This window comes from Ollibium composti, from assembly GCF_004801285.1.
GTDB lineage: Bacteria > Pseudomonadota > Alphaproteobacteria > Rhizobiales > Rhizobiaceae > Mesorhizobium > Mesorhizobium composti.
In genome coordinates this window covers 151,080-173,977 of the sequence record NZ_SSNY01000011.1, presented here as the reverse complement: position 1 = coordinate 173,977, position 22,898 = coordinate 151,080, and the positions used below count along the sequence as shown (strand labels likewise).

26 protein-coding genes and 2 pseudogenes are annotated in these 22,898 nt (G+C 58.9%); 13 read left to right on the top strand and 15 right to left on the bottom strand.

Going from position 1 to position 22,898, the window contains the following annotated elements:
• Positions 1 to 275: 275 nt before the first annotated feature.
• From E6C48_RS18210 to E6C48_RS18200, 3 genes are read right to left on the bottom strand one after another with little or no spacing between them, the layout of a single operon-like run.
• Complete coding sequence (locus E6C48_RS18210; protein ID WP_136359591.1) at positions 276 to 1,496, bottom strand: SAM-dependent methyltransferase; 1,221 nt, start codon at positions 1,494 to 1,496, stop codon at positions 276 to 278.
• Positions 1,486 to 2,301, bottom strand: coding sequence for a DUF1365 domain-containing protein (locus E6C48_RS18205; protein WP_136359590.1), 816 nt, complete (start codon positions 2,299 to 2,301; stop codon positions 1,486 to 1,488). Before E6C48_RS18205 ends, E6C48_RS18210 begins: the two co-directional genes overlap by 11 nt.
• The gene (locus E6C48_RS18200) at positions 2,301 to 3,629 is read right to left on the bottom strand and encodes an NAD(P)/FAD-dependent oxidoreductase (RefSeq protein WP_407941019.1); all 1,329 of its coding nucleotides are present in this window, start codon (positions 3,627 to 3,629) and stop codon (positions 2,301 to 2,303) included. The genes E6C48_RS18205 and E6C48_RS18200 overlap by 1 nt, the downstream gene beginning before the upstream one ends.
• 228 nt (positions 3,630 to 3,857) lie before the next feature.
• Between E6C48_RS18200 and E6C48_RS18195 the strand changes: the two genes are divergently transcribed.
• The 6 genes from E6C48_RS18195 to E6C48_RS18170 all read left to right on the top strand — a co-directional run bounded on the left by E6C48_RS18195 (position 3,858) and on the right by E6C48_RS18170 (position 8,435).
• Entirely contained in the window at positions 3,858 to 4,439 is a 582-nt protein-coding gene (locus E6C48_RS18195; RefSeq protein WP_206086529.1) for a sigma-70 family RNA polymerase sigma factor, read from the top strand.
• A complete protein-coding gene (locus tag E6C48_RS18190) occupies positions 4,436 to 5,086 on the top strand; it encodes a ChrR family anti-sigma-E factor (protein WP_136359587.1) in 651 nt (216 codons plus the stop codon). Before E6C48_RS18195 ends, E6C48_RS18190 begins: the two co-directional genes overlap by 4 nt.
• A gap of 53 nt (positions 5,087 to 5,139) precedes the next feature.
• The gene (locus E6C48_RS18185; RefSeq protein ID WP_136359586.1) at positions 5,140 to 5,997 is read left to right on the top strand and encodes an alpha/beta hydrolase; all 858 of its coding nucleotides are present in this window, start codon (positions 5,140 to 5,142) and stop codon (positions 5,995 to 5,997) included.
• Positions 5,994 to 6,824 (top strand): DUF1295 domain-containing protein, encoded by an 831-nt coding sequence (locus E6C48_RS18180; RefSeq protein ID WP_136359585.1) that lies wholly within the window; start codon positions 5,994 to 5,996, stop codon positions 6,822 to 6,824. Before E6C48_RS18185 ends, E6C48_RS18180 begins: the two co-directional genes overlap by 4 nt.
• Positions 6,821 to 7,849, top strand: coding sequence for an SAM-dependent methyltransferase (locus E6C48_RS18175; protein WP_136359584.1), 1,029 nt, complete (start codon positions 6,821 to 6,823; stop codon positions 7,847 to 7,849). The genes E6C48_RS18180 and E6C48_RS18175 overlap by 4 nt, the downstream gene beginning before the upstream one ends.
• Positions 7,850 to 7,925: 76 nt before the next feature.
• Positions 7,926 to 8,435, top strand: a complete 510-nt coding sequence (locus E6C48_RS18170; protein WP_230978844.1) for a hypothetical protein — start codon at positions 7,926 to 7,928, stop codon at positions 8,433 to 8,435.
• Here the strand turns inward: E6C48_RS18170 and E6C48_RS18165 are convergent.
• Complete coding sequence (locus E6C48_RS18165; RefSeq protein WP_136359582.1) at positions 8,419 to 8,829, bottom strand: DUF2177 family protein; 411 nt, start codon at positions 8,827 to 8,829, stop codon at positions 8,419 to 8,421. The genes E6C48_RS18170 and E6C48_RS18165 overlap by 17 nt on opposite strands.
• A 186-nt stretch (positions 8,830 to 9,015) precedes the next feature.
• On the opposite strand from E6C48_RS18165, the gene E6C48_RS18160 reads away from it, so the two are divergent.
• Positions 9,016 to 9,399 (top strand): DUF2147 domain-containing protein, encoded by a 384-nt coding sequence (locus tag E6C48_RS18160; protein ID WP_136359581.1) that lies wholly within the window; start codon positions 9,016 to 9,018, stop codon positions 9,397 to 9,399.
• A 544-nt stretch (positions 9,400 to 9,943) separates the two neighbouring features.
• Here E6C48_RS18160 and E6C48_RS18155 read toward each other — a convergent pair.
• Genes E6C48_RS18155 through E6C48_RS22880 form a run of 3 tightly spaced genes read right to left on the bottom strand, consistent with a single transcriptional unit; the run spans position 9,944 to position 11,502 of the window.
• Positions 9,944 to 10,843, bottom strand: a complete 900-nt coding sequence (locus E6C48_RS18155) for a DUF6671 family protein (protein ID WP_136359580.1) — start codon at positions 10,841 to 10,843, stop codon at positions 9,944 to 9,946.
• Positions 10,840 to 11,160, bottom strand: coding sequence for a hypothetical protein (locus E6C48_RS22885; protein ID WP_230978843.1), 321 nt, complete (start codon positions 11,158 to 11,160; stop codon positions 10,840 to 10,842). Before E6C48_RS22885 ends, E6C48_RS18155 begins: the two co-directional genes overlap by 4 nt.
• Positions 11,161 to 11,502: a hypothetical protein gene (locus tag E6C48_RS22880; protein WP_230978842.1), complete on the bottom strand. Its 342-nt coding sequence runs from the start codon at positions 11,500 to 11,502 to the stop codon at positions 11,161 to 11,163.
• A 102-nt stretch (positions 11,503 to 11,604) separates the two neighbouring features.
• Between E6C48_RS22880 and E6C48_RS18145 the strand changes: the two genes are divergently transcribed.
• Positions 11,605 to 12,498 (top strand): LysR family transcriptional regulator, encoded by an 894-nt coding sequence (locus E6C48_RS18145; protein WP_136359579.1) that lies wholly within the window; start codon positions 11,605 to 11,607, stop codon positions 12,496 to 12,498.
• Between the two features lie 205 nt (positions 12,499 to 12,703).
• Positions 12,704 to 12,949: a hypothetical protein gene (locus tag E6C48_RS22610; protein WP_168734576.1), complete on the top strand. Its 246-nt coding sequence runs from the start codon at positions 12,704 to 12,706 to the stop codon at positions 12,947 to 12,949.
• Between the two features lie 21 nt (positions 12,950 to 12,970).
• Here the strand turns inward: E6C48_RS22610 and E6C48_RS18135 are convergent, their stop codons facing one another.
• From E6C48_RS18135 to tnpA, 4 genes are all read right to left on the bottom strand, one after another.
• Positions 12,971 to 13,624, bottom strand: a complete 654-nt coding sequence (locus tag E6C48_RS18135; RefSeq protein ID WP_230978841.1) for a plasmid pRiA4b ORF-3 family protein — start codon at positions 13,622 to 13,624, stop codon at positions 12,971 to 12,973.
• Positions 13,585 to 15,168, bottom strand: coding sequence for an IS66 family transposase (gene tnpC, locus E6C48_RS18130; protein ID WP_136359619.1), 1,584 nt, complete (start codon positions 15,166 to 15,168; stop codon positions 13,585 to 13,587). The genes E6C48_RS18135 and tnpC overlap by 40 nt, the downstream gene beginning before the upstream one ends.
• A 93-nt stretch (positions 15,169 to 15,261) precedes the next feature.
• Positions 15,262 to 15,609, bottom strand: a complete 348-nt coding sequence (tnpB, locus tag E6C48_RS18125) for an IS66 family insertion sequence element accessory protein TnpB (RefSeq protein ID WP_136359578.1) — start codon at positions 15,607 to 15,609, stop codon at positions 15,262 to 15,264.
• A complete protein-coding gene (gene tnpA / locus E6C48_RS18120) occupies positions 15,606 to 16,010 on the bottom strand; it encodes an IS66-like element accessory protein TnpA (RefSeq protein ID WP_136359577.1) in 405 nt (134 codons plus the stop codon). The genes tnpB and tnpA overlap by 4 nt, the downstream gene beginning before the upstream one ends.
• A 482-nt stretch (positions 16,011 to 16,492) precedes the next feature.
• Here tnpA and E6C48_RS18115 point away from each other — a divergent pair, with 482 nt between their 5' ends.
• From E6C48_RS18115 to E6C48_RS18105, 3 genes and pseudogenes are all read left to right on the top strand, one after another.
• Complete coding sequence (locus tag E6C48_RS18115; RefSeq protein WP_136359576.1) at positions 16,493 to 17,980, top strand: ATPase domain-containing protein; 1,488 nt, start codon at positions 16,493 to 16,495, stop codon at positions 17,978 to 17,980.
• Entirely contained in the window at positions 17,980 to 19,023 is a 1,044-nt protein-coding gene (locus E6C48_RS18110) for a sensor histidine kinase (protein ID WP_136359575.1), read from the top strand. Before E6C48_RS18115 ends, E6C48_RS18110 begins: the two co-directional genes overlap by 1 nt.
• Positions 19,024 to 19,118: 95 nt before the next feature.
• A pseudogene (locus E6C48_RS18105) lies at positions 19,119 to 20,200 on the top strand (sensor histidine kinase).
• 469 nt (positions 20,201 to 20,669) lie between these two features.
• Here E6C48_RS18105 and E6C48_RS18100 read toward each other — a convergent pair.
• From E6C48_RS18100 to E6C48_RS18090, 3 genes are all read right to left on the bottom strand, one after another.
• Positions 20,670 to 20,945 carry a hypothetical protein gene (locus tag E6C48_RS18100; protein WP_230978840.1) on the bottom strand — a complete coding sequence of 92 codons (276 nt, stop codon included), beginning with the start codon at positions 20,943 to 20,945 and terminating at the stop codon, positions 20,670 to 20,672.
• Between the two features lie 167 nt (positions 20,946 to 21,112).
• Entirely contained in the window at positions 21,113 to 21,322 is a 210-nt protein-coding gene (locus E6C48_RS18095) for a cold-shock protein (RefSeq protein WP_136359573.1), read from the bottom strand.
• Positions 21,323 to 21,410: 88 nt separating this feature from the next.
• Positions 21,411 to 21,761: a hypothetical protein gene (locus E6C48_RS18090; protein WP_136359572.1), complete on the bottom strand. Its 351-nt coding sequence runs from the start codon at positions 21,759 to 21,761 to the stop codon at positions 21,411 to 21,413.
• A 26-nt stretch (positions 21,762 to 21,787) separates the two neighbouring features.
• Between E6C48_RS18090 and dnaE2 the strand changes: the two are divergent.
• A pseudogene (gene dnaE2, locus E6C48_RS23055) lies at positions 21,788 to 22,588 on the top strand (error-prone DNA polymerase); the annotation flags it as partial.
• 21 nt (positions 22,589 to 22,609) lie between these two features.
• On the opposite strand, the gene E6C48_RS18080 reads toward dnaE2, so the two are convergent.
• A complete protein-coding gene (locus E6C48_RS18080) occupies positions 22,610 to 22,831 on the bottom strand; it encodes a hypothetical protein (protein ID WP_136359571.1) in 222 nt (73 codons plus the stop codon).
• Positions 22,832 to 22,898: the final 67 nt, after the last annotated feature.

Below are 22,898 nucleotides of genomic sequence, written 5' to 3'. Positions count from 1 at the left end.
TCATCTGACAGAACTTTGTACGAGGGAGCCTGCGCTATGGATTTCCCATTCACGCAGATTTGAGTTACGGTGTGCCGACCATGGGCATCGAGCCTCGCTATCGTTGCTCTTCTCGACGTCAGCAACGCGTCGCGCAAAAGCGACAGGCGCACAAATGCCTGACGGAAAGTCTGTTGTTGCACGCTTGGTCTGGCGATCCGTTGAAGTCCTTTTGCGCCGGCGTGGGAGCAGACCGTGAGCTCCCTCAGGAAGTTATGATTTTTCCATCCGAACCGTCAGCTTTTGGCGAAAACAAAAAAGCCAACATCGATGGTTGCGGCTCTGAATCCAGCCTCGCAGTAGCAGAGGTAATAGTTCCAGAGCCTGCGAAAGCGATCCGGGAACCCCATTGCGGCGATGTCGGGCCAGGACGCCAGGAAGCGTTTGCGCCACTCGGAAAGTGTGGCCGCATAGCTCTCGCCGAACATTTGCGTCGAAACCAGCTTGAGCCCGGCCTGCGCGCCTTGTTCTGCAAGGATTGCTTTGGTCGGAAGCATCCCGCCTGGGAAGATGTGACGCTGAATAAAATCGGGAGAGCCACGGTAAGCCTCGAAGCGCGCCTCGTCGATCGTGATCACCTGCAGAACGACTATGCCGCCGACGTTCAGGCGATCATGCAGAGTTTCAAAGTAAGCCGGCCAGTAGGCTTCGCCGACCGCCTCCAGCATTTCGATCGATACGATCCTGTCGTAGGAACCCTCGACGTCGCGATAGTCCGTCAATTCCAAAGCGGCGCTGTCGACCAGCTTTTGCTGCTCCAGGCGCTTTCGAGCGAAAGCCAGTTGCTGGGTCGATAGGGTAATGCCGGTAACGTGAGCACCTGCGCGAGCCAACCTCATGGCCAGGGCCCCCCAGCCGCAGCCGATTTCCAGGACATTCTCGCCACCCTGAAGATCCAGGAGTTCTTCGATTTGTGACAGCTTGGCTTCCTGGGCCTCTTCAAGCGTCAGGTTTGGATGTGCATAAAGCGCCGATGAATAGGTCATCGTCGGGTCGAGCCAGCGCTCGTAAAATGCGTTGCCGAGATCATAGTGGAAGGAAATGTTTCTACGGCTTCCAGTTTTGCTGTTAGCGCGCAGCAAATGACGTATGCGATTATACATGCGGGCGGGCCAGAACCCGGAAATGCTGCGATCGAGCACAGCGATGTTTCGTGCCGCCAGCTCCAATAGTGCGGCGAGATCGGGGCTTGACCAATCATCGTCGATGTAGGCTTCTGCAAAGCCCAGATCTCCGTGGCTGAGGAGCCGCCGGATTGCTCGCCAGCGATGGACGACGAGCGTGGCGGACGGTCCGGACTGCGCACCTGAATGCTCGACACGATCACCGGATGGCAGTACCACGATGATGTGGCCGCAATCGATGGGCGCGATCATTCGGCCAAGCAAATGCGCGATGAGGCTTTCCCTGGGCCTTTTAAAGCCGCTCAAGGTTCTCGTCTTGATGTCAAACGTCATGAACGCTGCTCTTATCTCGACCGCTTTCAGGGTTTGCTCCGCGCCCGATGGTGACGGGCCGATCCGGTGGGGAAGGCCGCGGATAGAGACGGATTCCCTTCAGCCAGATCAGCAGTGCTTCCCAATAGATGCCCGCGATGACTTTGAACGTCATCAGCGGATATACGAAGAACGCGCGGGCTAGAGAGGCGTCTGACAAATCCTGCCTGACAGCGGTCAGCTTGGCGATAATCAGCGGTCCTTCGTCATCACGGCCGGTAACCGAAACCGACAGATCCTGTCCCGGAGGCATGATGGAGAAGGAATAGATCATGTCGGTGGTCATGAAGGGCGAGACGTAAAAGGATTTTTGGCTTTCTTGCCGCACCGGCCCAGTTGTGCCGGGAGCCACGGGAATGAGGTAGTTATGGCGCTGACCGAACGTGTTGTTTACCTCGTAGAAGATCGCGGACAATGAGCCGTCGCGCCTGTGACAGAAATAGAGGCTGAGCGGATTGAAGGCGTATCCGAGGATGCGCGGCATGGTGAGCAGCCGGATCGGCCCACCCGTTTCGATGCCGGCTTCATCCAGATGACGGATGATCCTATCGCGTGGCGATTGTGTCCCCTCGCCGTGGTCGCGATCATGGAAGCTGAAAAGGTTGAACCGGTTGTGCGAGAAAAGGCGAAGTCTGTTCTCCAGCACGTCTATTTCGTCGAGATCGAGCAGCAGGTAGAAAATACTGTAGCGCAGGCGATGCTGCCTTGGCCGCAGCCTGTGATGCATCACGGAACCAGCATACAGCCCCGATCGAAGTTCCGGCATCAGGCCGCCTCCGTCTCCGGCAGATCGGACACGCTGCGATAAATATGGATGCGGCCGGATTCGTCAGGAATCGTCCACGGCCGCCGCACGCCGCCGATCGCCTCGGCGACAGCGAGGCCGGCTTGCAGCCCATCCTCGTGGAACCCTGCGCCGAAATAGGCGCCGCAGAACCAGGTGTTGCGGCGCCCTTGCAGCGACCAAAGCTCCTTTTGCGCCTGCAACGCCCGGGTATCGAAACGAGGATGGCTATAACTCATTCGCTTGAGGACCGCCTCGAGTTCGATCTCGCGGTGAGGGTTGAGCGTTACGAACAGCGGCCGCTTGCTCTCGATCCCCTGCAGACGGTTCATCCAGTAGGTCACAGCGAGCTTGCGGCCATCATTGTCATCTCTCGTCATGTAGTTCCAGCTCGACCATACACGGCGCCGCTTCGGCATCAGGCGCGTATCGGTGTGAAGGACCGCGTCGTTGACGATATAGTCGAACGCGCCAAGCAGACGTCGCTCTTCGCTACTCGCATCGGCCAGCATTTTCAGAGTCTGGTCCGCGTGTGCTGCGATGACAACGTGATCGAAACGGCGACGGTGGCCATCGCGTCCAACGATCTCGACGCCATCTTTTGCGCGAACAATCGCGTTTACGGGATAGTTTGAGACGACTTCGGGTATGGTTTTGGAGAGTACCTGCACATAGGACCGACTGCCCCCGGCGACGGTTCGCCAGACCGGTCGGCCAACAAGCTTCAGAAGACCGTGCGTCTGGCAAAATCGGATGAACGAGGCCGCGGGATAGGCCCCGATTTTTGCTGCCGGAGTCGACCATATCGCGGCCGCCATTGGATAGAGATGGTCATTGCGGAAGCTGTCGCCGTATCCGGCCGCATCGAGATATTCGTCGAGGGTTATCATTCCTAACGCCGCAACAGACCGCGGCGCTTCGCGGTAGAAACGAACCAGATCGCGCAGCATCATCCAGAATCGCGGGCTGATGGCGTTCTGGCCCTGCGCGAAAAGGCCCAGCAAACCGGTGCCGGAGTATTCGAGCCGGCCGTCGTCCAGTGAAACGGCAAACGACATATCGGAACGCTTGGTGGCGACGCCGATGTGATCGAACAGAGCAGTCAGGTTCGGATAGGTTTTTTCATTGAAAACGATAAAACCGGTATCGACTGCCAAGCCTGCGGCGTCGACTGTATGGCTGTGCCCTCCGAGCCGGTTATCAGCTTCGAAAAGTGAGACGCGATGCCTTTTCGAGAGCAACCATGCGGCAGACAGCCCGGAAATGCCACTGCCGACGACAGCGACGGCGAGACCTTGATGAGCCGCCAAGCCAGGTTCCCACCCGTTACGTCCGTCGGTTGCTGCAATCTTTCCGGTCAAAGGACTTCCCTCCGCGCGCCAAACTGCCAGTATTTACGGAAGCCGGGGCGCGGTAGATCACTTGAAGCGTGATCCAATCGCAGGGCGCAGGCGTATGAAGGGCAAATGGATGCAGCGAGCTTATATATTGGAACCGGGAATGCACGGCAGCTCCGTCCGGCAGCGAGGCTGGTTGTTTTGAACGAGGCGAGGCAAAAAGCAGTGCTGCCGTCTCCCGAGGAACTGATCGGTCTGATTGACGCGGTTGCGCGGACGCAGGACCGGAATGCCTTCGCGCGACTTTTCGGGTATTTCGCTCCTCGCGTCAAAAGCTTCCTCATGCGATCGGGCCTTGAAGATGCCGCTGCGGAGGAAGTGGCCCAGGAGGTCATGATAGCGGTATGGCGAAAAGCGTCCTATTTCGATCCCGGTAAAGCCGGCGCGTCGACTTGGGTGTTTACGATTGCCCGCAATCAAAGGATCGACCGTCTGCGCCGCACGAGCTCTCGAACAGCCGATAATCTTCTGGATCCGACTGATGAACCCGATATGCCCCCTTCGGGTGAAGATATCGCCATCGTTGCCCAACGGGAGGAAGGGGTGCGCAAGGCGTTGGAAAGCCTGCCGATCGATCAGTTAACCATCGTGCGGCTCTCGTTCTTTGCCGAGAAGCCGCATGCGGAGATCGCACGAGAGCTTGGCATTCCTCTCGGCACCGTAAAATCCCGTGTGCGGCTCGCATTGAATCGGCTTCGAACCCTTTTGGATAGCGATATATGACGATCAACCATCACCCCAGCGATGAAACGCTGATGCGTATGGCGGCCGGCGCATTGGGCTCAGGTCCTGCGCTTGTCGTTTCCGTCCATCTCGAAGGATGTGCGGTCTGCCGCAACCGTATGGCGCACTTTGAGGCCGTTGGCGGCGCGATCCTGGATGAGATGCCACCCGTTCCGCTGGCAGCGGATTTGTTCGGACGCACCATGGAGCGTCTTCAGGTTGTCCAACAATTGCAGACCAAAGAGCGGTCCGTGAACAAGCACCCGGAATTGGGAATCGAGCTCCCACGGGCGATGCAGGACTGCGAGGTAGGACCGTGGAAATGGCTGGGGCCGGGCTTCAAATGGAGCAAGGTTAAGATTCCCGGTAGCCCTGACGAAAAAGTCATGCTGCTGAAAGGAAGGGCAGGGCTTCATCTGCCGGCTCATGGCCATACCGGCCTCGAATTCATGCAAATTCTGTCTGGATCGCTGGCCGACGAGCGTGGCCGATATTTTCCAGGGGACCTCGACGAGGCCGGCGACGATGTGGATCATCGACCTGTGGTCGGGCAGGAATCGGACTGCGTGTGTCTTGCGGCGCTCGAAGGCGATACGCGACTTCACGGATTGCTCGGTCGCCTTCTGCGTCCGATCGTGGGTTTCTGATCGATGGCTGAGGGCAGTGCGTTCAGCACAGCGGCGCGAGAGGTGGCCGGTACATGAAAGCATTTCCGTCTTCGGTCGATTTGTTGAACGTGATTTCAAGGATCGGTGCGACGCGATCCTATAGCGTTGTCCGTTACGGACGCCACCCGCGCCATGTCCTTGACATCTATCCGGCCGCCAAGGACGGACCGTCGCCAGTCATCGTCTTTTTCTATGGCGGCGGCTGGGAGGATGGCGATCGAAGCGACTACCTCTTCGTTGGACAGGCCCTGGCCGAGCGCGGCTTCACCACCGTGATTCCCGACTACCGTGTTTTTCCGGAAGTTCGCTTCCCCGGCTTCCTCGAAGATGCGGCTGAGGCGATGCGCTGGACGGTTGATCACATTGCGGAGTTTGGGGGCGATCCGCGACCCGTCATCGCCATGGGCCATTCCGCCGGCGCCCATATCGCCGCCATGCTGGCCTTCGATCGCAAATGGCTTCTTAGGCTTGGTCTTGATGCAAGCGTCGACCTTCGCGCCATGATCGGCCTTGCAGGTCCCTATGACTTTCTCCCGCTTCATAGCTCGACGTTGAAAGAAATATTCGGACCAGAAAACCGCCTCGCCGGCACACAGCCGATCAACTTCGTGGATGCGTTTGCTCCGCCGGCGTTTTTGGCGACAGGAAAGAATGATCGGACCGTCGAGCCCGGCAACTCGATCCGGCTCACCGAACGCATAAGATGCGTCGGCGGCGAGGCTGAAACGAAGCTCTACGACCGTGTAAACCACCGCACGCTGATCGGCGCGTTTGCGCGTCCGTTGCGCTTCCTGGCGCCGGTTCTCAACGATGTCGTGGGTTTTGCGCTCAAACATACCGATCAACAAGCGCTTCACGTTTTTCCGATGGCGCAGGGCAGGAGCGCATGACCGCGCCGATCGTCATTGTTGCACTCGCGGTTTGCCTCTCCGCGACGATGATCGGCGCTTGGCTTATTGCGCTTCGTACTGGCCGGTCGGGCTGGATCGACGCGATCTGGTCTTTCGCCACCGGCGCGTTCGGCGCGGCAGCGGCCGTGATACCACTCGCCGAGTCGCAAATCTCGATGCGGCAGGTGTTTGTGGCGATCCTGGCGTTGTTCTGGTCCCTGCGGCTTGGCCTCCACATCTCGATACGCACCGCCCGTGGCGGCGACGATCCACGCTATAAGCAACTGCGCGAGGAGTGGGGTGGTTCGTTCAAGCGTCGCCTGTTCTGGTTTCTTCAGATCCAAGCGTTAGCGGCCTTGGCGCTTGCCCTGTCGATCATGCTCGCAGCTCATAATCCCGCGCCGGGCCTCGGCATCGCCGACTGGACCGGTTTCGCCGTGCTGATCGTTGCGGTCGCCGGCGAGACGATCGCCGACCGTCAGCTTTCCGCATTTCGGTCCAATCCAGCCAACAAAGGCAAGGTTTGCGACGTCGGGCTCTGGGGGATTTCACGCCACCCGAATTATTTCTTCGAATGGTTGGGCTGGCTCGCCTACGCCATTATCGCAATCGACCTTAAGGGCGCCTATCCTTGGGGGTGGCTGGCCCTCGCCGGACCATTGCTGATGTACTGGCTGCTCGTCCACGCCTCCGGCATTCCGCCGCTCGAAGCTCACATGCTGCGCTCGCGGGGCAAGGCATTTCGCGACTATCAGCAGCGCGTCAACGCATTCTGGCCCGGCCCGCAACACTGGGCCAATGCGCGTAACAATGGAGGCATTCGATGAGCCTGATTTCCTCGGCGATCCGCGCCGCCGAACGCGCTCCGCTTCCCGACCCATTGACGCGGATGGGCATCGAGTTCCTGGTCGGGCGCACGAGACGGAAACTTGCCGCAGCCTCCAGCCAGGAGGAAGAAGAGTTCGCGCGGGCCATGGCCGAACATCCGATCGCCGAACATGCCGACGCCGCCAACGAACAACACTACGAGTTGCCACCCGAGTTCTTCGCCCTCACGCTCGGGCCGCACAGCAAGTATTCCTGCTGCCTTTATCCGACGGGTGAAGAGACTTTGGCCGATGCCGAGCGTTTGGCGCTTGAAGAAACGATCGCTCATGCCGATCTTACCGACCGGCAATCGATCCTGGAACTCGGCTGTGGTTGGGGCTCGCTGACGCTTTTCATGGCGGAGCGGTTCCCACATTCGACCATCACCGCTGTCTCGAACTCCATACCTCAGCGCATCTATATCGAAGCACGGGCGGCCGAACGCGGTCTCGCCAATGTCCGCGTCATCACCGCAGACATGAACAGCTTCATGGCGGAAGGGACATACGACAGGATCGTCTCGGTCGAGATGTTCGAGCATATGTCGAACTGGAGAGGTCTGCTCGAACGGATCAGGGAATGGCTCCGGCCGGAAACCGGGCGCCTGTTCATCCACGTCTTTAGCCACAAGCACAGTCCCTATCGGTTCGATCACAAGAACGAGGCAGACTGGATCGCCCAGCATTTTTTCACCGGCGGCATCATGCCGAGCCACGGCTTGCTCAGACATTTTCCAGACTGCTTTACGGTTGAACAGGACTGGCGTTGGAGTGGGCTCCATTACCAGAAGACTGCGGTGGACTGGCTGGCGCGCTTCGATGAAAACAGCGAGCGGATCGATCGCATCTTGGATGAGGTTTACGGCACCGACGCTGCGCTTTGGTGCCAGCGCTGGCGTCTCTTCTATCTGGCGACGGCTGGGCTGTTCGGGCACGCCGGCGGCGCCGAATGGGGCGTAAGTCACTACCTCTTGCGCCCGGTCTGATGCGGAGTGAGTGTGTATGATATCTGCTCATCACATTTGGGATCGAATTGCGGCTTACGCAGCCCATGACGATCCCATGGTCGCGGCCTGCAACCTGATTGCCCTGGTGGTCGCATCCAATCAGCCGTTTTATCCGCTCTATGTCTATTGGGCCGTCAGCGACCAGATCTGGCCGACGTTCTTCACGTTCATCTCGACGCCGTTTTTCCTGGCCGTGCCGGCCGTGGCTCGGCGATATTCCAAGATTGGCCGAGCGCTCCTACCCGTGGCCGGCATGGCCAACACGATTTTGAGCGCGAAAGTATTTGGTCCCGCGTCGGGCGTCGAGATTTTCCTGATCCCATGCGCTCTGATTGCCGCGACGTTTTTCCGACCTTCGGAGCGGATGATCGCCTTCCTTTTGATTGGCACAGCTTTGCTTATTAATCTGGGTCTGAGCGGGAAGTATGGTGCTCCGGCGCACAGTTTTACTGTTTCCGAGTATCAGGCATTTTTCCGGCTGAACGCCATGAGCGCTGGGACGCTCACAGTCTTCGTCGGGCTTATCGCCTCAGGTCTGATGAGCCGGTTCAAGACGCGGACGTGAAGGCGCGCGTGATTAAGAATCCGGCCGTCGCCGCAACCGCGGTCAGGAACGTTCCCCAGCAGAGATCAGCGACAGTCACCATGACCGGCCAATTCTTGAGTGTCGCCTGGTTGGTCAGGTCGTAAGTGGCATAAGCGAACAGGCCAAGGAACGCGCCGAACGATGTGGCTGTCGTCCAGCGGTCGCTGGCCAAGGCTGGTAAGATGGCGAAAACGACGATGCCGGCAATATAGACGAGATAAAAGAGCACCGCTGGCGCCAGCCTGAAACCGTCGACCAACATGTCACCCATCAAGGGACGGTAGAGCCGTTGTGCAGCGACGGTCAGCCAAATCGCGTCGATCGCGAGAAAAACCAGACCGGTTGCGACATAGGCAATGCCATAAGTTTTCAAGTCCTGACCTTTCTCTGCTCTAAAGTGCCAATTTCTACGCAGTCACGGCATAATTGGACCACTTGACTCCGTTCGTTACGGCAATCTCTGCCCGCGACCAGGAGCCCGCATGACGGCATGTGATCCGAGCAGCGAACGCCTGCGTATTCACTTGGACAGAGGTGCGAATCTTCGGGAGCTTATGCCGTGATATTGCGTGCCGCATTATTCTGCGTGTTTTCGATTGTTGGCTGTACCGCACTGGTCGCCCAGGAGCGTAGTCCTGATGGGGTGTGGTTGCGTGACGACGGCAATGCCCGCGTCAGGATAGCTCCGTGTGGCTCGAAGCTCTGCGCCACCAATCTGTGGATCAAGGACACGAGCAAGGGCGAGGAAGTCGGCGACCGCCTCATCATGTCGCTCGAACGGACATCCGATAGTCAATTAAAGGGCACCGCATACGATTCGAAGCGAAAGAAGACGTATCGCATCACCGTCATCCCTAGCGCGAAAGGTTTAACGACGCGCGGATGTATTCTCGGAGGACTGATCTGCCGGGAGGTCAATTGGACCCCTGCAGGTGGAGAATGAAGTTCGCTGATTGCCTTTCCGCATTGAGAATTCCGAAACATAAAACCGCTGACCTTCAGATCGGTTTATAGCGGGGGTCCGCGTACCGGCAGCAGGCCACACTGACCGAGAGATCAGCGCGTCCCCGACGAACGAAATTCACTCTCGCCAAATTGGCCTAGCGCTGAACAATCCAAAAGGCAGATACGGAACGTATTGCATATATCAAGAGCCATAGAACCAGAGGCTACAATGAAAATGCGTTTGGGGATGTTCATCATTTCGATCTTCGGCATGCTCGTAACTGTAGCGCTCGCAGCCGAGCCAAATATCGCAAAGGTCCCGTCAAGCCACTATAGCGGCACATGGTTGGAGATTGCTCGAAGGCCGATGTGGATTTAAGCCACAAGCTCATGCTCGGATGCGCCAGAACCCAAGCAATTCGAGCATCAGTTTCCTTCAAGCTGTCGTCATACCAAAATATCGAATTTACTCCCCGCGCGGGCAAGCATCTTCCACGGCTCCAACAGCCGGTTTGCGATCGGCTCTTGGTCGGTCGCGCCGATCACGGGTTACACTCGGGGCAATGGCCAGGATCGGCATGGGTGCGCCCGTCGGAGCGGGGACGCCCCTCGTGAAACTCGCAAGCGGCGCAACCGAAGATCTGTTGACGAACCATGATGCTCGGGGCGCCGCACCAAGCACAGGGAAGCCCCGTCTCCACGTCGATTTGCCCGTAACCCGGGGCGCTGCAGGCCGGACAGAGGGTCGCCAGCCGATCGCAAAGCGCACGTGCCAGGCGGGCAATGCTCGCCATACGCGTCGGATTCATGTGGGCGCGCATATCTGTCTGAACGAGCGCGCGCCTGTCGCGTGATCGCGGGGCCGAAGTTGCGAGTGCGCTTTCAAGCGCTTCAGCTGTGCGCAGCCCTTTGTGAATGAGAGCGCCGCGATCGTCGGGTTCATTAGGCCGTACGATCACGGCGTGATCGGGAAACCGGATATGGTCGAGAAATGCCCCGAGATCGCCGATCTCGGCCGCGATGGCATGCTCGTAGACCGGAGCATCATCGATCAGATGCTCGCTGACGACGATGCCGCGCTCGTCGTCCAGGAGAACCATCAACTCGACCCCGCCGGGGATGAACGGCACATGCGGATGCGGACCGTAGCTGCCTTCGCTGGCGATGCCGATCGACAGACCCGTCGCCGCCATCCCAAGCCGCGCCTTGGCGATGGCCGCCTCTCGAATGGTGCCGGCTCGCGCGATCTCGCCTGTGAAGGTGCCTAGCGTGTCGGTGTCAATCGCAGACGGGATCTCAACAGTAAGTTCTAGTTGCTCCTGGAAAGCCGGCACGATTGCCGCCTCTTTGCCATGCATGGTGGCCAGCACGGCGCGCAGGCCGGCATAAGGACCGGACAGCGGACACCCAGCCGTGGCTTGCGAATGACCGTCATTGCTCAAAAATAGCCCTCCCGTTTCTGCTGCTCGAGCGAGCGATTGTCGCCGAGACGGCCGCGACGTTCGGAGGTTTCGGCGCGCAGGGTCTCAAGCACGACGGCGATGGTTTCTGCTTCGGAAGACTGCGCCGCCGTCAGGCTCACCGCCCCTAGCCGGGTAAAAATGAGCATCTTGCGCGCGGCGCGCCGCGCGGCCACCCGATCTGGATAGAAGAGCAACGACCTGTGCAGGCAGAGACTAGTCGCGATCCAACCCGACACAAGCTGGGCAAGATTGCCCGCCTGAACGAGCACCAGCACGGCGGCAAGAGTGGCGCACACTCAGCCTGCGAACGCGCTCGCGCGCGCTTCACCATCGAGATAGGTCCGTGCATAGCGCACAACGATCCAGCCGACGAACGCGACGAGCAGCAGCATTGAGGCGCTGACGGCGTCAAGGCGCATTGACAAGCCGATCCCGGCCATCCCGATGAGCGGGTTTTCGCCTGGACCGCGAAGGATAAGAATACCGAGCGAGCCAAATGCGGACGCTAACGCCAGAAGCGCAGCAATCTCGGGGAGGCCGAGGGCTAGTCGAGAGCGGTGTCCTGGCGAAGAGAAGGAGACGATCGTGGAAACGACAAGAGTCAGCGGCGCAATGAGCGGAAGCAGATAATATGGCAAGGAAATCCCCAATGCAGGTTGTCATCACGAATGGGGTATCAGCCGCAATGCGGCGAATAAAATGCATTGTTTGAGGGATATCGTTCGCTATAATCGAACGTCATGAGCACGTTCAATTACAACCATCTGCGGTACTTTTGGGCAGTCGCACATGACGGGAATCTCACACGCGCGGCGAAGCGATTGAACCTGACGCAATCCGCATTGTCGGTGCAAATTCGCAAACTCGAAGCGCGATTAGGCCATGCTTTGTTCGAGCGGCGCGGTCGACAGCTTCATCTGACAGAAGCTGGACGGATCGCGCTGGACCATGCCGATGCGATTTTCGCTGCGGGCGAAGAATTGATCGGTACCTTGCGCAACACAGGCGAGATACGGCGCGTTCTCAGGGTTGGTGCGCTGGCTACGCTTTCTCGCAATTTTCAAATGGCGTTTTTGAAACCTTTACTTGGACGTAACGATATTGAACTTGTTTTGCGATCGGGCAGCAGCAGCGAGCTTTTTCAATCGCTTGAAGCGCTAAGCCTTGATGTTGTGCTTGTTAACCAGACACCGGAACGCGATCAATTAACACGCTTTGTCGCTCATCGCCTTGCTGAACAGCCTGTGAGCTTGATAGGAACAAGAGCTCGACTTGGCAAAATTAGGAAAGACGACTTAGCCGAGAGACTAAGCTCAAATCCGATCATCCTGCCGACGACGGATAGCAGCGTGAAGATCGGCTTTGATGCGCTTGTAGATCGTCTGGGCATCCGTCCGCAAATCGTGGCAGAGGTAGAAGATATGGCGATGATGCGGCTATTGGCGCGCGAAGATATCGGGCTTGCCGTGCTGCCACCGATCGTCGTGAAGGACGAACTGGAATCTGGTGTTCTGGTCGAGGCGGACAGGTTGCCGGGCATATCCGAAACCTTTTTCGCCGTTACGATGGAGAGAAGATTCCCCAATCCTCTCCTAAAACCACTCTTGGCGCGTAATCTTCTGAATTTAGCGTAGATTCGACCAGATCGGGACGCGCCTCCCTTCACGTGGTTCACTCGCAATCTCTGGAACAATGCTCAACCTCAATTGAGGAGAAGCCGGATTAATCCAAATGCGGAATCGCCTCGTGGAAGGAGGTGTTTTTCAGCCCAATACATTCAAGGTCTGAGTAAAAATCGCAGATCAGATCCGCGAGTTTGACTGCCTCAAAATCCGTCATATGCGCGGCTGTTTCCACCGCAGTCGTTTCAAGGTCATCCTGGTCGACCGCCAGAAGGTCAAGGATCCGGGCAAACTTGATCTTGAGTTCGCCGTCGCCCTCGAATTTGTCAATGGTAACCTGCAGAATGCTCTGTGTCGCGTCAATTACGCGTGTCTGGATGCTGTCAGGCGACGCCGCAAGGGTACGTATCGCCGCGAAAAATTGCTCGCGCGCATTGGCGTGTGTTTCGTAAGCCTCCGGTGAGGACCGCGGCCGCTCGGATCTTCAGCGTGCCTGACTGCGGCTTTTCTCGAAGCCGGCCTTGCCGAGAGCGCGGCGTCTGGCGAGCGTTTGCATCCGGGGTTGGATTTCGTCTTCAGCGGCATGTGCGGGATCGAACGGACGCCCGTGCCAGCGTTTGAGTTCGCGATGCTGCTCGTGCTTGGGATCGGCGATGGCGTCGAGGAACAATTCGAAGCCGGGGATGCCGCCGACATCTTCGGGTGGCGCGCGGCCGGCGCCGTCGATGTAGCGGGGATACTCGGCAGCGGGATCGGCGTCGGCGGCTGCCTCGATCGTGATCGTGTGCCGCCAGTCGTCGCCGAAGTCGTAGGTGTAGGCCAATTGCGTGATGCCGCGATCGAACAGCGTGCCGAGCCGCATCGTCTTCGCCGAGTAGGTTTTGTCGCGCAGGCTATCCCATTCGGGATCAGGGATGGCATAGCGCTTTCCGTCGGCGCGGAACTCGAACAGGTGATAGTCGTCAAACGGCATGGCCGCCTGGATAACGTCGTGCAAGGCCTTGAGCGTTGTCGTCAGCGGAACCTCGGCGCGCCGCCAGATGGCAGGCTGCCAGTCATCGAGTTGGATCATGATGCGGGCGATGCGATCGGCGTGGCTCATGCCGCCAGTCTTGCAGATTGCGCCTTCCAGTTCCACGGCAGGAGATCGCTCAGCCGGCCCTGCGGCGTATCGGCGATGCGAGCGAGCACGTCGGCGAGCCAGGCCTGCGGGTCGGCATCATTGAGCTTTGCCGTGCCGATCAGGGTATACATGACTGCCGCGCGGTCGGCGCCGCGGTCGGACCCGGCGAAGAGCCAGGATTTTCTGCCGAGAGCCAGGCCGCGCAGCGCTCGTTCGGCCGCATTATTGGTCAGGCAGATGCGGCCGTCTGCGAGGAAACGGCTGAACCCTTCCCAGCGCTTGAGCATGTAGTCGATCGCCTGGGCGACGGGCGCATGTCGCGAGAGTTTGGCCCGTTCACCGCGCATCCATTCTTCCAGCTCGGCAACGAGCGGCGCGCTCCGCTCCTGGCGCACAGCAAGGCGTTCGGCTGCGGCAATTCCATTGATGCCGCGCTCGATGTCGAACAGGAGATCGATGCGTTTGACGGCCTCGAAGGCGATCGGCGAGATCGGCGGCGCGGTCTTTCCCCGGCGGGTGTTCGCGGCGATGTCGGCGAGCACGAAGAACTTGCGCCGCGCATGGCTCCAGCAGAGTGCCTCCGTCACCGGTCTGGGCTTCCGCTCGGGGAGGTAGAGGCGGTTGTAGCCGGCATAGGCATCGGCCTGCAGAATGCCAGTGAACTGCTTCAGGTGTCGCTCGGGATGATCACCCGAGCGGTCGCGCGAGGCGTAAAACAGGGCTGCCGGTGGTGACGCCCCACCGAAGGGACGATCATCGCGGACATAGACCCAGGTCCGGCCTGTGTCGGTCTTGCCCTTCGCCAGGATCGGCACCGTGGTGTCGTCGCCGTGAAGACGCTCTGCCGAGAGCACATGATCCTCGATGAGCGCATGCAGCGGACGCAGCACCGCCGCGCACGCGCCGACCTGGTCGGCCAGCGTCGACAGGCTCAGATCGACGCCTTCGCGGGCGTAACGTTCGCTCTGCCGGTTCAGCGGCTGGTGTTGGCCGAACTTCTCGAACAGCACCATGGCAAGCAGGTTCGGACCGGCAAAGCCGCGCGGCGTGACGTGGAACGGCGCCGGTGGCTGGCTGATCGCCTCGCATTGCCGGCACGAGAACTTCTCGCGCACTGTCTGGATAACCTTCCACTGGCGCGGGATCACCTCAAGCGTCTCGGTGACGTCCTCGCCCAGCTTCGACAGTTTGGTCGAGCCGCAGCAGGGGCAGCTCTCGGGGCCGGTGATGATGACGCGTTCGCGCGGCAGATGCTCCGGGAACGGTTTGCGCGATGGCCGCTTGCGCTCGAACGAGCGAACCGTCTGTGACTGGAGGGCTGCCTGCTCCACCGCCAACTCGTCCTCGGTTGCATCCGCTTCCAGATCTTCGAGCTGCAGTTCCATCTGCTCGAGCAGCCTGGCCTTGCGCTCCGAGCGGCTGCCATAGAGTTCGCGCCTGAGCTTCTCGATCTCCAGCTTCAGTCGTGCAATCAGCGCCTCCGTCCCGGAGCTGACCGCCGCCGCGCGGGCGGCAAGCGCTTCGGCCTCGACGCGTGCGGCGCGCTCCGCGAGGATCATCGCGTGGGCAGCGGCGAGGTCGGAAGGGAGCGATTCAGCAGCGGACACGGGGCGATGGAATCACATCCACCACCATGTGCAAGGCCAAAATCATCAACCGGTCGCTGTTGGCCGCCAAGTCGTCTGGGGCATGCGCCAGTCGATGCCTTCGAGCAGATAGCCGAGCTGGGCCGGCGTGATCGTGACCACGCCGTCGGTCGGCGACGGCCAGATGAAGCGGCCGCGCTCGAGCTTCTTCGAGAACAGGCAAGCGCCCTGGCCGTCGTGCCACAGAACCTTGATCAGATCGCCGCGACGGCCGCGGAAGACGAACAGATGGCCATTGTGCGGATCGCGCTTCAGCGTCTCCTGCACCACCAGCGCAACGCCTGGGAAGCCCTTCCTCATGTCAGTGTGGCCGGTCGCCAGCCACACCCGCACGCCATTCGGGACCGGGATCATCGCGACCCAAGCGCGTCCAGCACGCGCCGCAGCGCCTCGATATCCACGTCGCGATCGACGCGGACGCAGCGCCCGCCGCCAAGCTCGATCTCGATGATGCCGCTCTTGCGGCGACGTCGGCCGGGAGACGCCGATGGCGCCGGCGCCTCAACGGCGGGCGGCATGGCAGCGGCAGGAACGATCTCCACCGGGACCAGTTGCGAGGGAGCAGCATCGACCCGCTCGCACAGATCCTTGCGCCATCGGAAGAGTTGACTGACGTGAATGCCCGCCGATCGCGCGATTTCCGAAACCGATACGCCAGGCTCGAACGACGCCGCGACCAGGCTCTCTTTCTCATCACGTGACCACCGCCGGCGTCTCTCCACCGACGTGATCACCTCCACCCGAGGCATCGTCATAGGGCTACTCCTAGGATTATCCCTAGGACTTCCGACGTTCACCCTCAGCCCGCAAGGCGGCCCTCACCGCAGGGATACTGTGTTTCGTCCATTGGGATACTTTCTTCGCCTCTGGGCACGCCTGGGACGTGAGGCGTGATTCAAGAGTTCGGGAAATGCGGATCGTCACTTTCGGACCACTGGCGCCAAGCTTTCCATGGCAACCGTTTTGTACGTCTCCAACCCTCCGTATGGACGGGCCATCCGGTCTCTAGCATGGTTTTGTGGGATTACCCAGCCGAGCTACCAGCAACGAAGGCGGGCTTTTGTGCGCCAGGACCCAGGGTTTTTGCGGTTTGACCCTAATCCGCCTTCGCCTCACTAGGTGGCATTGCCCCTGGAAGTCTCACCAGGTGGCTCGTCCCGCCAACGCCGGTGAGTTGGTCGGAACCAACAAAAACCCCAGCCGTTACGATGTTCACGTAAAGCAATAGGGGGGCAAAATGAAGAAAGACGACGCACTTCCAATCGCTTCCGGGGTAGATGGCCTCGATTATGTTCTACGGGGTGGGTACGCGAAATTTCGGTCCCATCTCATCGAGGGCAGGCCCGGCTCGGGCAAAACAACGCTCGGCCTGCAGTTCCTGATCGAGGGGGCTTCTCACGGGGAGAAATGCCTTTACATCACCCTATCGGAAAGCAAACGCGAACTGCTTTCGGTCGCGGACCGCCATGGTTGGAAACTCGAGGGTATCGAAATACTGGAGCTGGTGCCGCCAGAACTCAGCCTCGATCCTTCGCAAATACAGACTTTGGTCCATTCCTCTGACCTAGAGCTTGGTGAAACGGTCCGGGCGGCTCTGGCCGAAATGGAACGGATTAGGCCAGATCGGGTAGTTTTTGACTCGCTATCAGAGATCCGGCTTCTCTCGCAGGGCTCGCTCCGCTATCGCCGCCAAGTTCTGGCCCTCAAGAGCTTCTTCTTGCTCAACAATACCACAGTGCTATTGCTTGACGACCTGACGGCCGAGCACGACGATCTTAATCTCCACTCGATCAGCCATGGCGTCATCCGCATGGAGCAACTGACGCCGATCTATGGCGGCGAAAGGCGGCGCCTGCGCATCATCAAGATGCGTGGTGTGCAGATTCGAGGCGGTTACCATGATTTTGTCATTCGGCCTGGTGGCGTTACCGTGTTTCCGCGGCTCGTCGCCGCAGAGCATGAGGAGTCGGAACACGGCTCTCCAGCAATCAGCGGAAATTTAGTTGACGCTTTGATTGGCGGGGGACTCGATCGGGGCACGAGCACCTTATTGATAGGCCCGTCTGGCGTCGGGAAATCAACCATAGCCAGTTCCTATTGCCATGCGGCCCTATGCCGCGGCGAGCGTGTCCTGGTGTTGCTGTTTGACGAGATCAAGCGGATTTTTCTGGCACGGGCCGCTGGCGTGGGGATGGATCTGAAACAATTTGTTGGCACTGGCATGCTCTCCTTGCAGCAGATCAATCCTGCCGAGCTATCGCCAGGGGAACTGTCGTCCCGAATACAAGCTGCCGTGGAGGAGCTCGGTGCAGGTATGGTCGTCATTGACAGTTTGACGGGCTATCTAAACGCAATGTCGGAAAATCAGCATTTGGTTCTTCAGATGCACGAGATCCTGACGTATCTGAACCAGAAGGGGGTGGTCACACTGCTGCTTCTGGCCAATCATGGCCTGATCGGTCAGATCGCTACCCCTGTCGACATGACTTATCTGTGTGACGCCGTCATGTTGCTGCGGTTTTTTGAAAGTGGCGGCCGGATACGGCGGGCGATCTCGGTGGTGAAAAAGCGGGTCGGTCCCCACGAAGAAACAATCCGTGAATTCAGGATTGCAGGCTCGGGGATTACGGTCGGCGAACCGCTCGAGCAATTTCGTGGCATTCTTACTGGCTTGCCCTTCTTTGAAGGCAAACAGTCTGACCTTCTACAAGAGAAGGCATCATAATTATGCCGCAGGATTCCGCCGTACTTTTACTTACGCCAGTGGGACGCGATGCCCAGATTGCGGCTGCCATACTGGCTACCAGCAACATCGGTTCGCGCGTTTGCGCGACCCTCGAGGAGGTGCTGCCACTTCTAGACAAAGCGGAATGTCTTGTCGTAGCTGAGGAAGCATTGGTTAGTTCCGACCGCTGTCAGTTCGCGGCTTGGCTGCAAAACCAGCCAGCATGGTCCGATTTTCCGATCGTGCTGCTGGTGAGGAGGGGAATGGAATTCGACTCGCGGCTGTCGTTTCTGGATCGATACCTGATCGTATTGGAAAGGCCGTTCCTGGCGTCGAGCCTTGCCAATTCTGTGCGCTCGGCACTTCGCGCCCGCGCCCGCCAGATCGAGGTCAAGTCCTATATTGAACAAAAGCAGGAAGTCGCCGACCGTCAGAAGCTTTTGATCCGGGAGTTGCATCATCGTGTCAGGAATACGCTAGCTAATGTGCGGGCAATGATGAGCGCTACGGCCAGATCAAGCGGCCGTGTTGAGGATTTCGTGCGGGATTTCTCAGCCAGAATCGTCTCGTTGGCCGATACGCATTCGTTATTGACGGATGACTATTGGCAGACGGCATCTTTGCGGACGCTACTGGAGGGGGAGCTCCGCCATTACGAGACGTATGACAAGCAGCGTATCCTGCTCGACGGGCCTGATATTGCCCTAGTCGCCGACATCGCCATACCGGTCGGCATGGCATTTCACGAACTCGCTTCCAACTCATCGAAGTTCGGCGCACTTTCACGACCAAAAGGCCGCCTCGACGTGCGCTGGTCCACCGGTGGGTTCGGCGGCGCGAAACTCGTAAATCTCGACTGGCAGGAGCGCAACGGGCCCAAGGTCGAGCCGCCCAAGCGAAGGGGGTTTGGGACGACGCTGTTGGAGAAGTTGGTGGTCGTTCAATGCGGCGCCAAGATCGAATTAAACTATCAACCCGATGGCCTGCATTTTACCATGGCGCTGCCGCTACGCGACACCAGGCTTGTACCCGCGTATTCCTGACTCGGGGAACAAGCACGCCGCCTCCTGTTTGGCGATGGCAAGCGCAAGGGATCGCTGATATTGGTGGCGCTCACGCACAACGTAGGCGCCCGCAGATGACATCCGATTCAGAAAAGGCCGGTGCGGTCGAGCAATTGCTCGAGACACCGGATCTTGCCAGCGCGCTGGAAAGCGAACAGTTCAAGAAATTCCTCGACCAGGTTCCGATTGCTATTGCCGTCTCTGACCTGGGCGCGAAGGAACGTGTAATCTATGCCAATCCAGAGTTCGAGAAACTGTCCGGCCTGGAGGCGGCAAGTCTTGCCCGAGAAAACTGGGCTGCCCTCTCCGGTGTTGGCCTCCATCAACAGCAGGATCGCCCGCTGGCCGCCGCCGTGGTCGAAGAAACCGATTTCGTAGGCACGTTTCGCCTGCAACGGGGCGAGGGCAAGGCGGCGATCGTCGACGTCTATGCCAATGTCATTGAAGACGACAACGGCAAGATCTGCTTCAGGCTGGTGGCGCTGGTCGACGTCTCGACCCATGGCGAGACGGAGGATCTGCGCTCGGTTGAAGACCGTAACAGAGAGAAGGACATCCTGCTACGCGAGCTGCAGCACCGTGTGAAGAACAACTTGCAGATGATTACTGCATTAATCCGTATGGAAACACGCCATGCGGCCGAGCCGGACCAGAAACGTTTCGAAAGGCTCGCAGGTCGCGTCGACGCGCTTGCCATCCTCTACCAGCGCTTTCGACAGATGAGCAGAAGGACGAAGTCGATCTCGGAGTCTATCTCAGCCAGATCGCCTCAGCGGTCATGAATTCTCACGCTGTCGAGGGCATCCGCCTCAACATGAAGGTCGATACCTATCCAGTTTCAATTAACGTCGCTATGCCGACTGGGCTTGTGGTCAACGAGCTGCTGACCAATGCGCTCAAACATGCCTTCCGCGGTCGTGATAGGGGCACGATTACCCTGCACAGCATCGTTGACGGCGGTGGTTGCCGTGTCGTTGTCGCTGATGACGGTATAGGCCTTCCGGAAGGCGAGACATGGCCAAAGCAGGGCAAACTCGGCGCACTGATCGCGCGCTCATTGACCGAGAACGCAAAGGCGGAGTTTGACGTCAGCTCGAGTGCGAGTGAGGGGACGAAGGTGACCATCGTTTTCAGACGGGCGGCCGCCGCCGACTGAAATCGCTATGCATATCAATGGGAGAGGTGTGCTACTTCGCACGAGCACGAGCTGCGGGCCCGACTGTTTCCGGTCGTCGTAGAGAACCTACGCCGCACTATCCACCGCAGTCGCGTGCTTGGAATAATTACGTGTGTACGCCCCCGGCGAAGTTCACCCGCTTTTAGATTACCGGCATCGGCGTGTTCCGAGGGAGATGTCGAGCGCAATGAGCCGAATCATGCCTCGCCAGACCACAATGTGCCCGGGTGGCGGATGGTGGTACCCGGCTTAGATGCTGTACAATGGCGTGCGCTCAGATTGGCTATCTTACAGTATGGAGAGAACTGGCGACAACGGCTATGGCATCATCATGGCAACAACCGGCTTCAACCAGACGACGTCGCACTTACCCGGTATGGCGCCGAGCTTACCCATGAGCGGGGCCGGCAAGTATGCCGAAGCGTGAGTTCGCGTAGGCTAGTTTTGCCTAAACCTGATCGAAGGTGAAGGAAGTCAGAAGCGTGGTGACGAAGTTGCTTGCCTTCTCTTTGACGAGAAGTTCCGTCCATTCGTCGGTCCCGCGCAGCATCAAGCCGGTGTAGATGCTGTCTACCGCAGCCTCTTCTATGCGCTTGATATGCGACTTGAATACGGTTTCGTCGCCCGTCCTGTAAATATCGCGGACGACCATACGCAGGATTTCCTGAATGGCGATCTGCCAAGCGGTATTGATTGTCTGAAGCTCGCTCGCTTTCTCGGTCATCGAGATGTCCTTGATCTTGACGGCCATCAATGGAGGCGACGTTACATGCGCAAAAATGGCCGGCCGGCCGACATTAAAAAAGGTCAGGCAATTGTCTTGCCTGACCTCGCTTGGTCTCATGCTTTCACAGTGCCAGTACATCCGTGGTCAAAGGAAAGCTGAACCGATTAGATGGCCTGCAAGTTGCAGGCAGACATTTTACCCGACTTGCTGTCGCGCTCCATCTCATAGCCGATCTTCTGACCTTCGACGATCTCGCGCATTCCGGCGCGTTCGACCGCAGAGATGTGGACGAAGGCGTCTACGCCGCCGTTGTCAGGCTGAATGAAGCCGAAGCCCTTGATGGAATTGAACCATTTAACTGTGCCAGTGGTCATGATGAACCCTTTTATAACATTATCTAACAACGGCAACGCGCGAGCGCTGCCGTATTGTGACGATGACGATTTTGAAGGGAAGGTTCGTTCAGGGCGCGATGCCAAACGCGCAACAACCAAAGCTCAGCAAGCAATATCGACAATGTTGTTCGTACCCTGCTTTAATCGCTGTGTCAACTTTTGGTTTTGAAAAATGCAATTTCAACTTTTTGTTGGGGTGACGGTTCAATCTGGAGGGGATCAGATGCGCGACGCGGTGCACCAGCGTTTTGGTCTTTCTGGCGCCCGTTCCGCCGACGATGAGCCGCGGATCGCCGATCGTCCGGTCGGGGAAGTCAACGTAGTGCTCGACTGCGGTACGTTGTCGGTCGTTCAATTTTTTCATATGCGCCGCATTCATCCCCGTCTGCCCCGTATCCGCTTGAGAATCCACAATCATCGGCTACATTGCCCTCGTAGGTGTGTGGCTGGTCCGAAGGCATTGAGACGAAACATGCTGAGGAGCTGAACCTCACCAGGGGTGAGCGCCGCTTGCGACTGACGCTGAAACTTGCCCACCAATTCGTCGGAACGCCGCGTCACCATTCCCAGCATCCGGGCGGCTTTGTTCTGAGCTGCGACCGGCTGGGCGAGTTCGTGCCGATCGAGCCTGCCGCCATGGCTGATCGCCAGGTGGTAAAATGGGATAAAGACGACGTCGACGCCTTGAAAAATCATGAAGGCCGACGTACTGGCCCTCGGCATGCTGTCCTGCATGCGTCGCGCTTTCGATCTCCTCACGGAGCACAAGGACATCCGGCTCGACCTCGCGACAATCCCGGCCGAGGATCCGTGCACCTATGCGATGATCCGAAAGGCCGACACGCTGGGCACCTTCCAGATCGAATCCCGTGCCCAGATGGCGATGCTGTCGTGCATCAAGCCGCGCTCTACGATCTCGTCATCGGGGTCGCGATCGTGCGGCCGGGGCCGATCCGGGTGACACGGTGCATCCCTATCTCAGGCGAGGCGAGGGCAAGGAGGATGTCATCTCTCCCAAGCCCGAACTTGAGGCCTTGCTCGGCAAGACGTTGGGCGTGCCACTGTTTCAGGAACAGGTGATGCGAGTGGCGATCGAATGCGCCGGGTTCGCTGCTGGCGAGGCCGACCAGCGTCGCCGCGCCATGGTAACTTTTAAACACAGGTGGCGTCTCGAAGTTTGGTGAAAAGCTCGTCCGGGACATGGTTGACAACGGCTACGATCGAGAATTTGGCGCCTATGGCTTTCGCTTCAGGCGCACGATCTTGTCATTGGTCTTGCCCAGATTTTTCCAACGCTGAACGAACCTGTGCATTGCAGCGCGACCGGAGCACGCAATCCAGAATACTGAGATCGCTCAATAGCTCGACGGGATCACGTCCTCGGGCGGCGGCCAGGGCACTTTTCAGCCAGGTGCTCACGTTGGAACGGGACATCAGCCAATCGATCTGCTTGCTGGTTTCGATCAGCGCTGGGTCCTCAAGTCTCATTTCCTACTCCATTTTTTCGCGCATTCTGTGGGCCATAGAGGTGATCCGGTCGATCACGCCTGTACGT

Coding starts and splice junctions, on each gene's coding strand:
- E6C48_RS18080 (WP_136359571.1), bottom strand. CDS start 22,831: ATGAGACTTGAGGACCCAGCGCTGATCGAAACCAGCAAGCAGATCGAT.
- tnpC (WP_136359619.1), bottom strand. CDS start 15,168: ATGATCCTCGCGGAGCGCGCCGCACGCGTCGAGGCCGAAGCGCTTGCC.
- E6C48_RS18170 (WP_230978844.1), top strand. CDS start 7,926: ATGGTCGCGGCCTGCAACCTGATTGCCCTGGTGGTCGCATCCAATCAG.
- E6C48_RS18185 (WP_136359586.1), top strand. CDS start 5,140: ATGAAAGCATTTCCGTCTTCGGTCGATTTGTTGAACGTGATTTCAAGG.
- E6C48_RS18190 (WP_136359587.1), top strand. CDS start 4,436: ATGACGATCAACCATCACCCCAGCGATGAAACGCTGATGCGTATGGCG.
- E6C48_RS22610 (WP_168734576.1), top strand. CDS start 12,704: ATGCGCGGCTGTTTCCACCGCAGTCGTTTCAAGGTCATCCTGGTCGAC.
- E6C48_RS18090 (WP_136359572.1), bottom strand. CDS start 21,761: ATGATTGTGGATTCTCAAGCGGATACGGGGCAGACGGGGATGAATGCG.
- tnpA (WP_136359577.1), bottom strand. CDS start 16,010: ATGACGATGCCTCGGGTGGAGGTGATCACGTCGGTGGAGAGACGCCGG.
- tnpB (WP_136359578.1), bottom strand. CDS start 15,609: ATGATCCCGGTCCCGAATGGCGTGCGGGTGTGGCTGGCGACCGGCCAC.
- E6C48_RS18100 (WP_230978840.1), bottom strand. CDS start 20,945: ATGACCGAGAAAGCGAGCGAGCTTCAGACAATCAATACCGCTTGGCAG.
- E6C48_RS18115 (WP_136359576.1), top strand. CDS start 16,493: ATGAAGAAAGACGACGCACTTCCAATCGCTTCCGGGGTAGATGGCCTC.
- E6C48_RS18145 (WP_136359579.1), top strand. CDS start 11,605: ATGAGCACGTTCAATTACAACCATCTGCGGTACTTTTGGGCAGTCGCA.
- E6C48_RS18175 (WP_136359584.1), top strand. CDS start 6,821: ATGAGCCTGATTTCCTCGGCGATCCGCGCCGCCGAACGCGCTCCGCTT.
- E6C48_RS18205 (WP_136359590.1), bottom strand. CDS start 2,301: ATGCCGGAACTTCGATCGGGGCTGTATGCTGGTTCCGTGATGCATCAC.
- E6C48_RS18095 (WP_136359573.1), bottom strand. CDS start 21,322: ATGACCACTGGCACAGTTAAATGGTTCAATTCCATCAAGGGCTTCGGC.
- E6C48_RS18210 (WP_136359591.1), bottom strand. CDS start 1,496: ATGACGTTTGACATCAAGACGAGAACCTTGAGCGGCTTTAAAAGGCCC.
- E6C48_RS18180 (WP_136359585.1), top strand. CDS start 5,994: ATGACCGCGCCGATCGTCATTGTTGCACTCGCGGTTTGCCTCTCCGCG.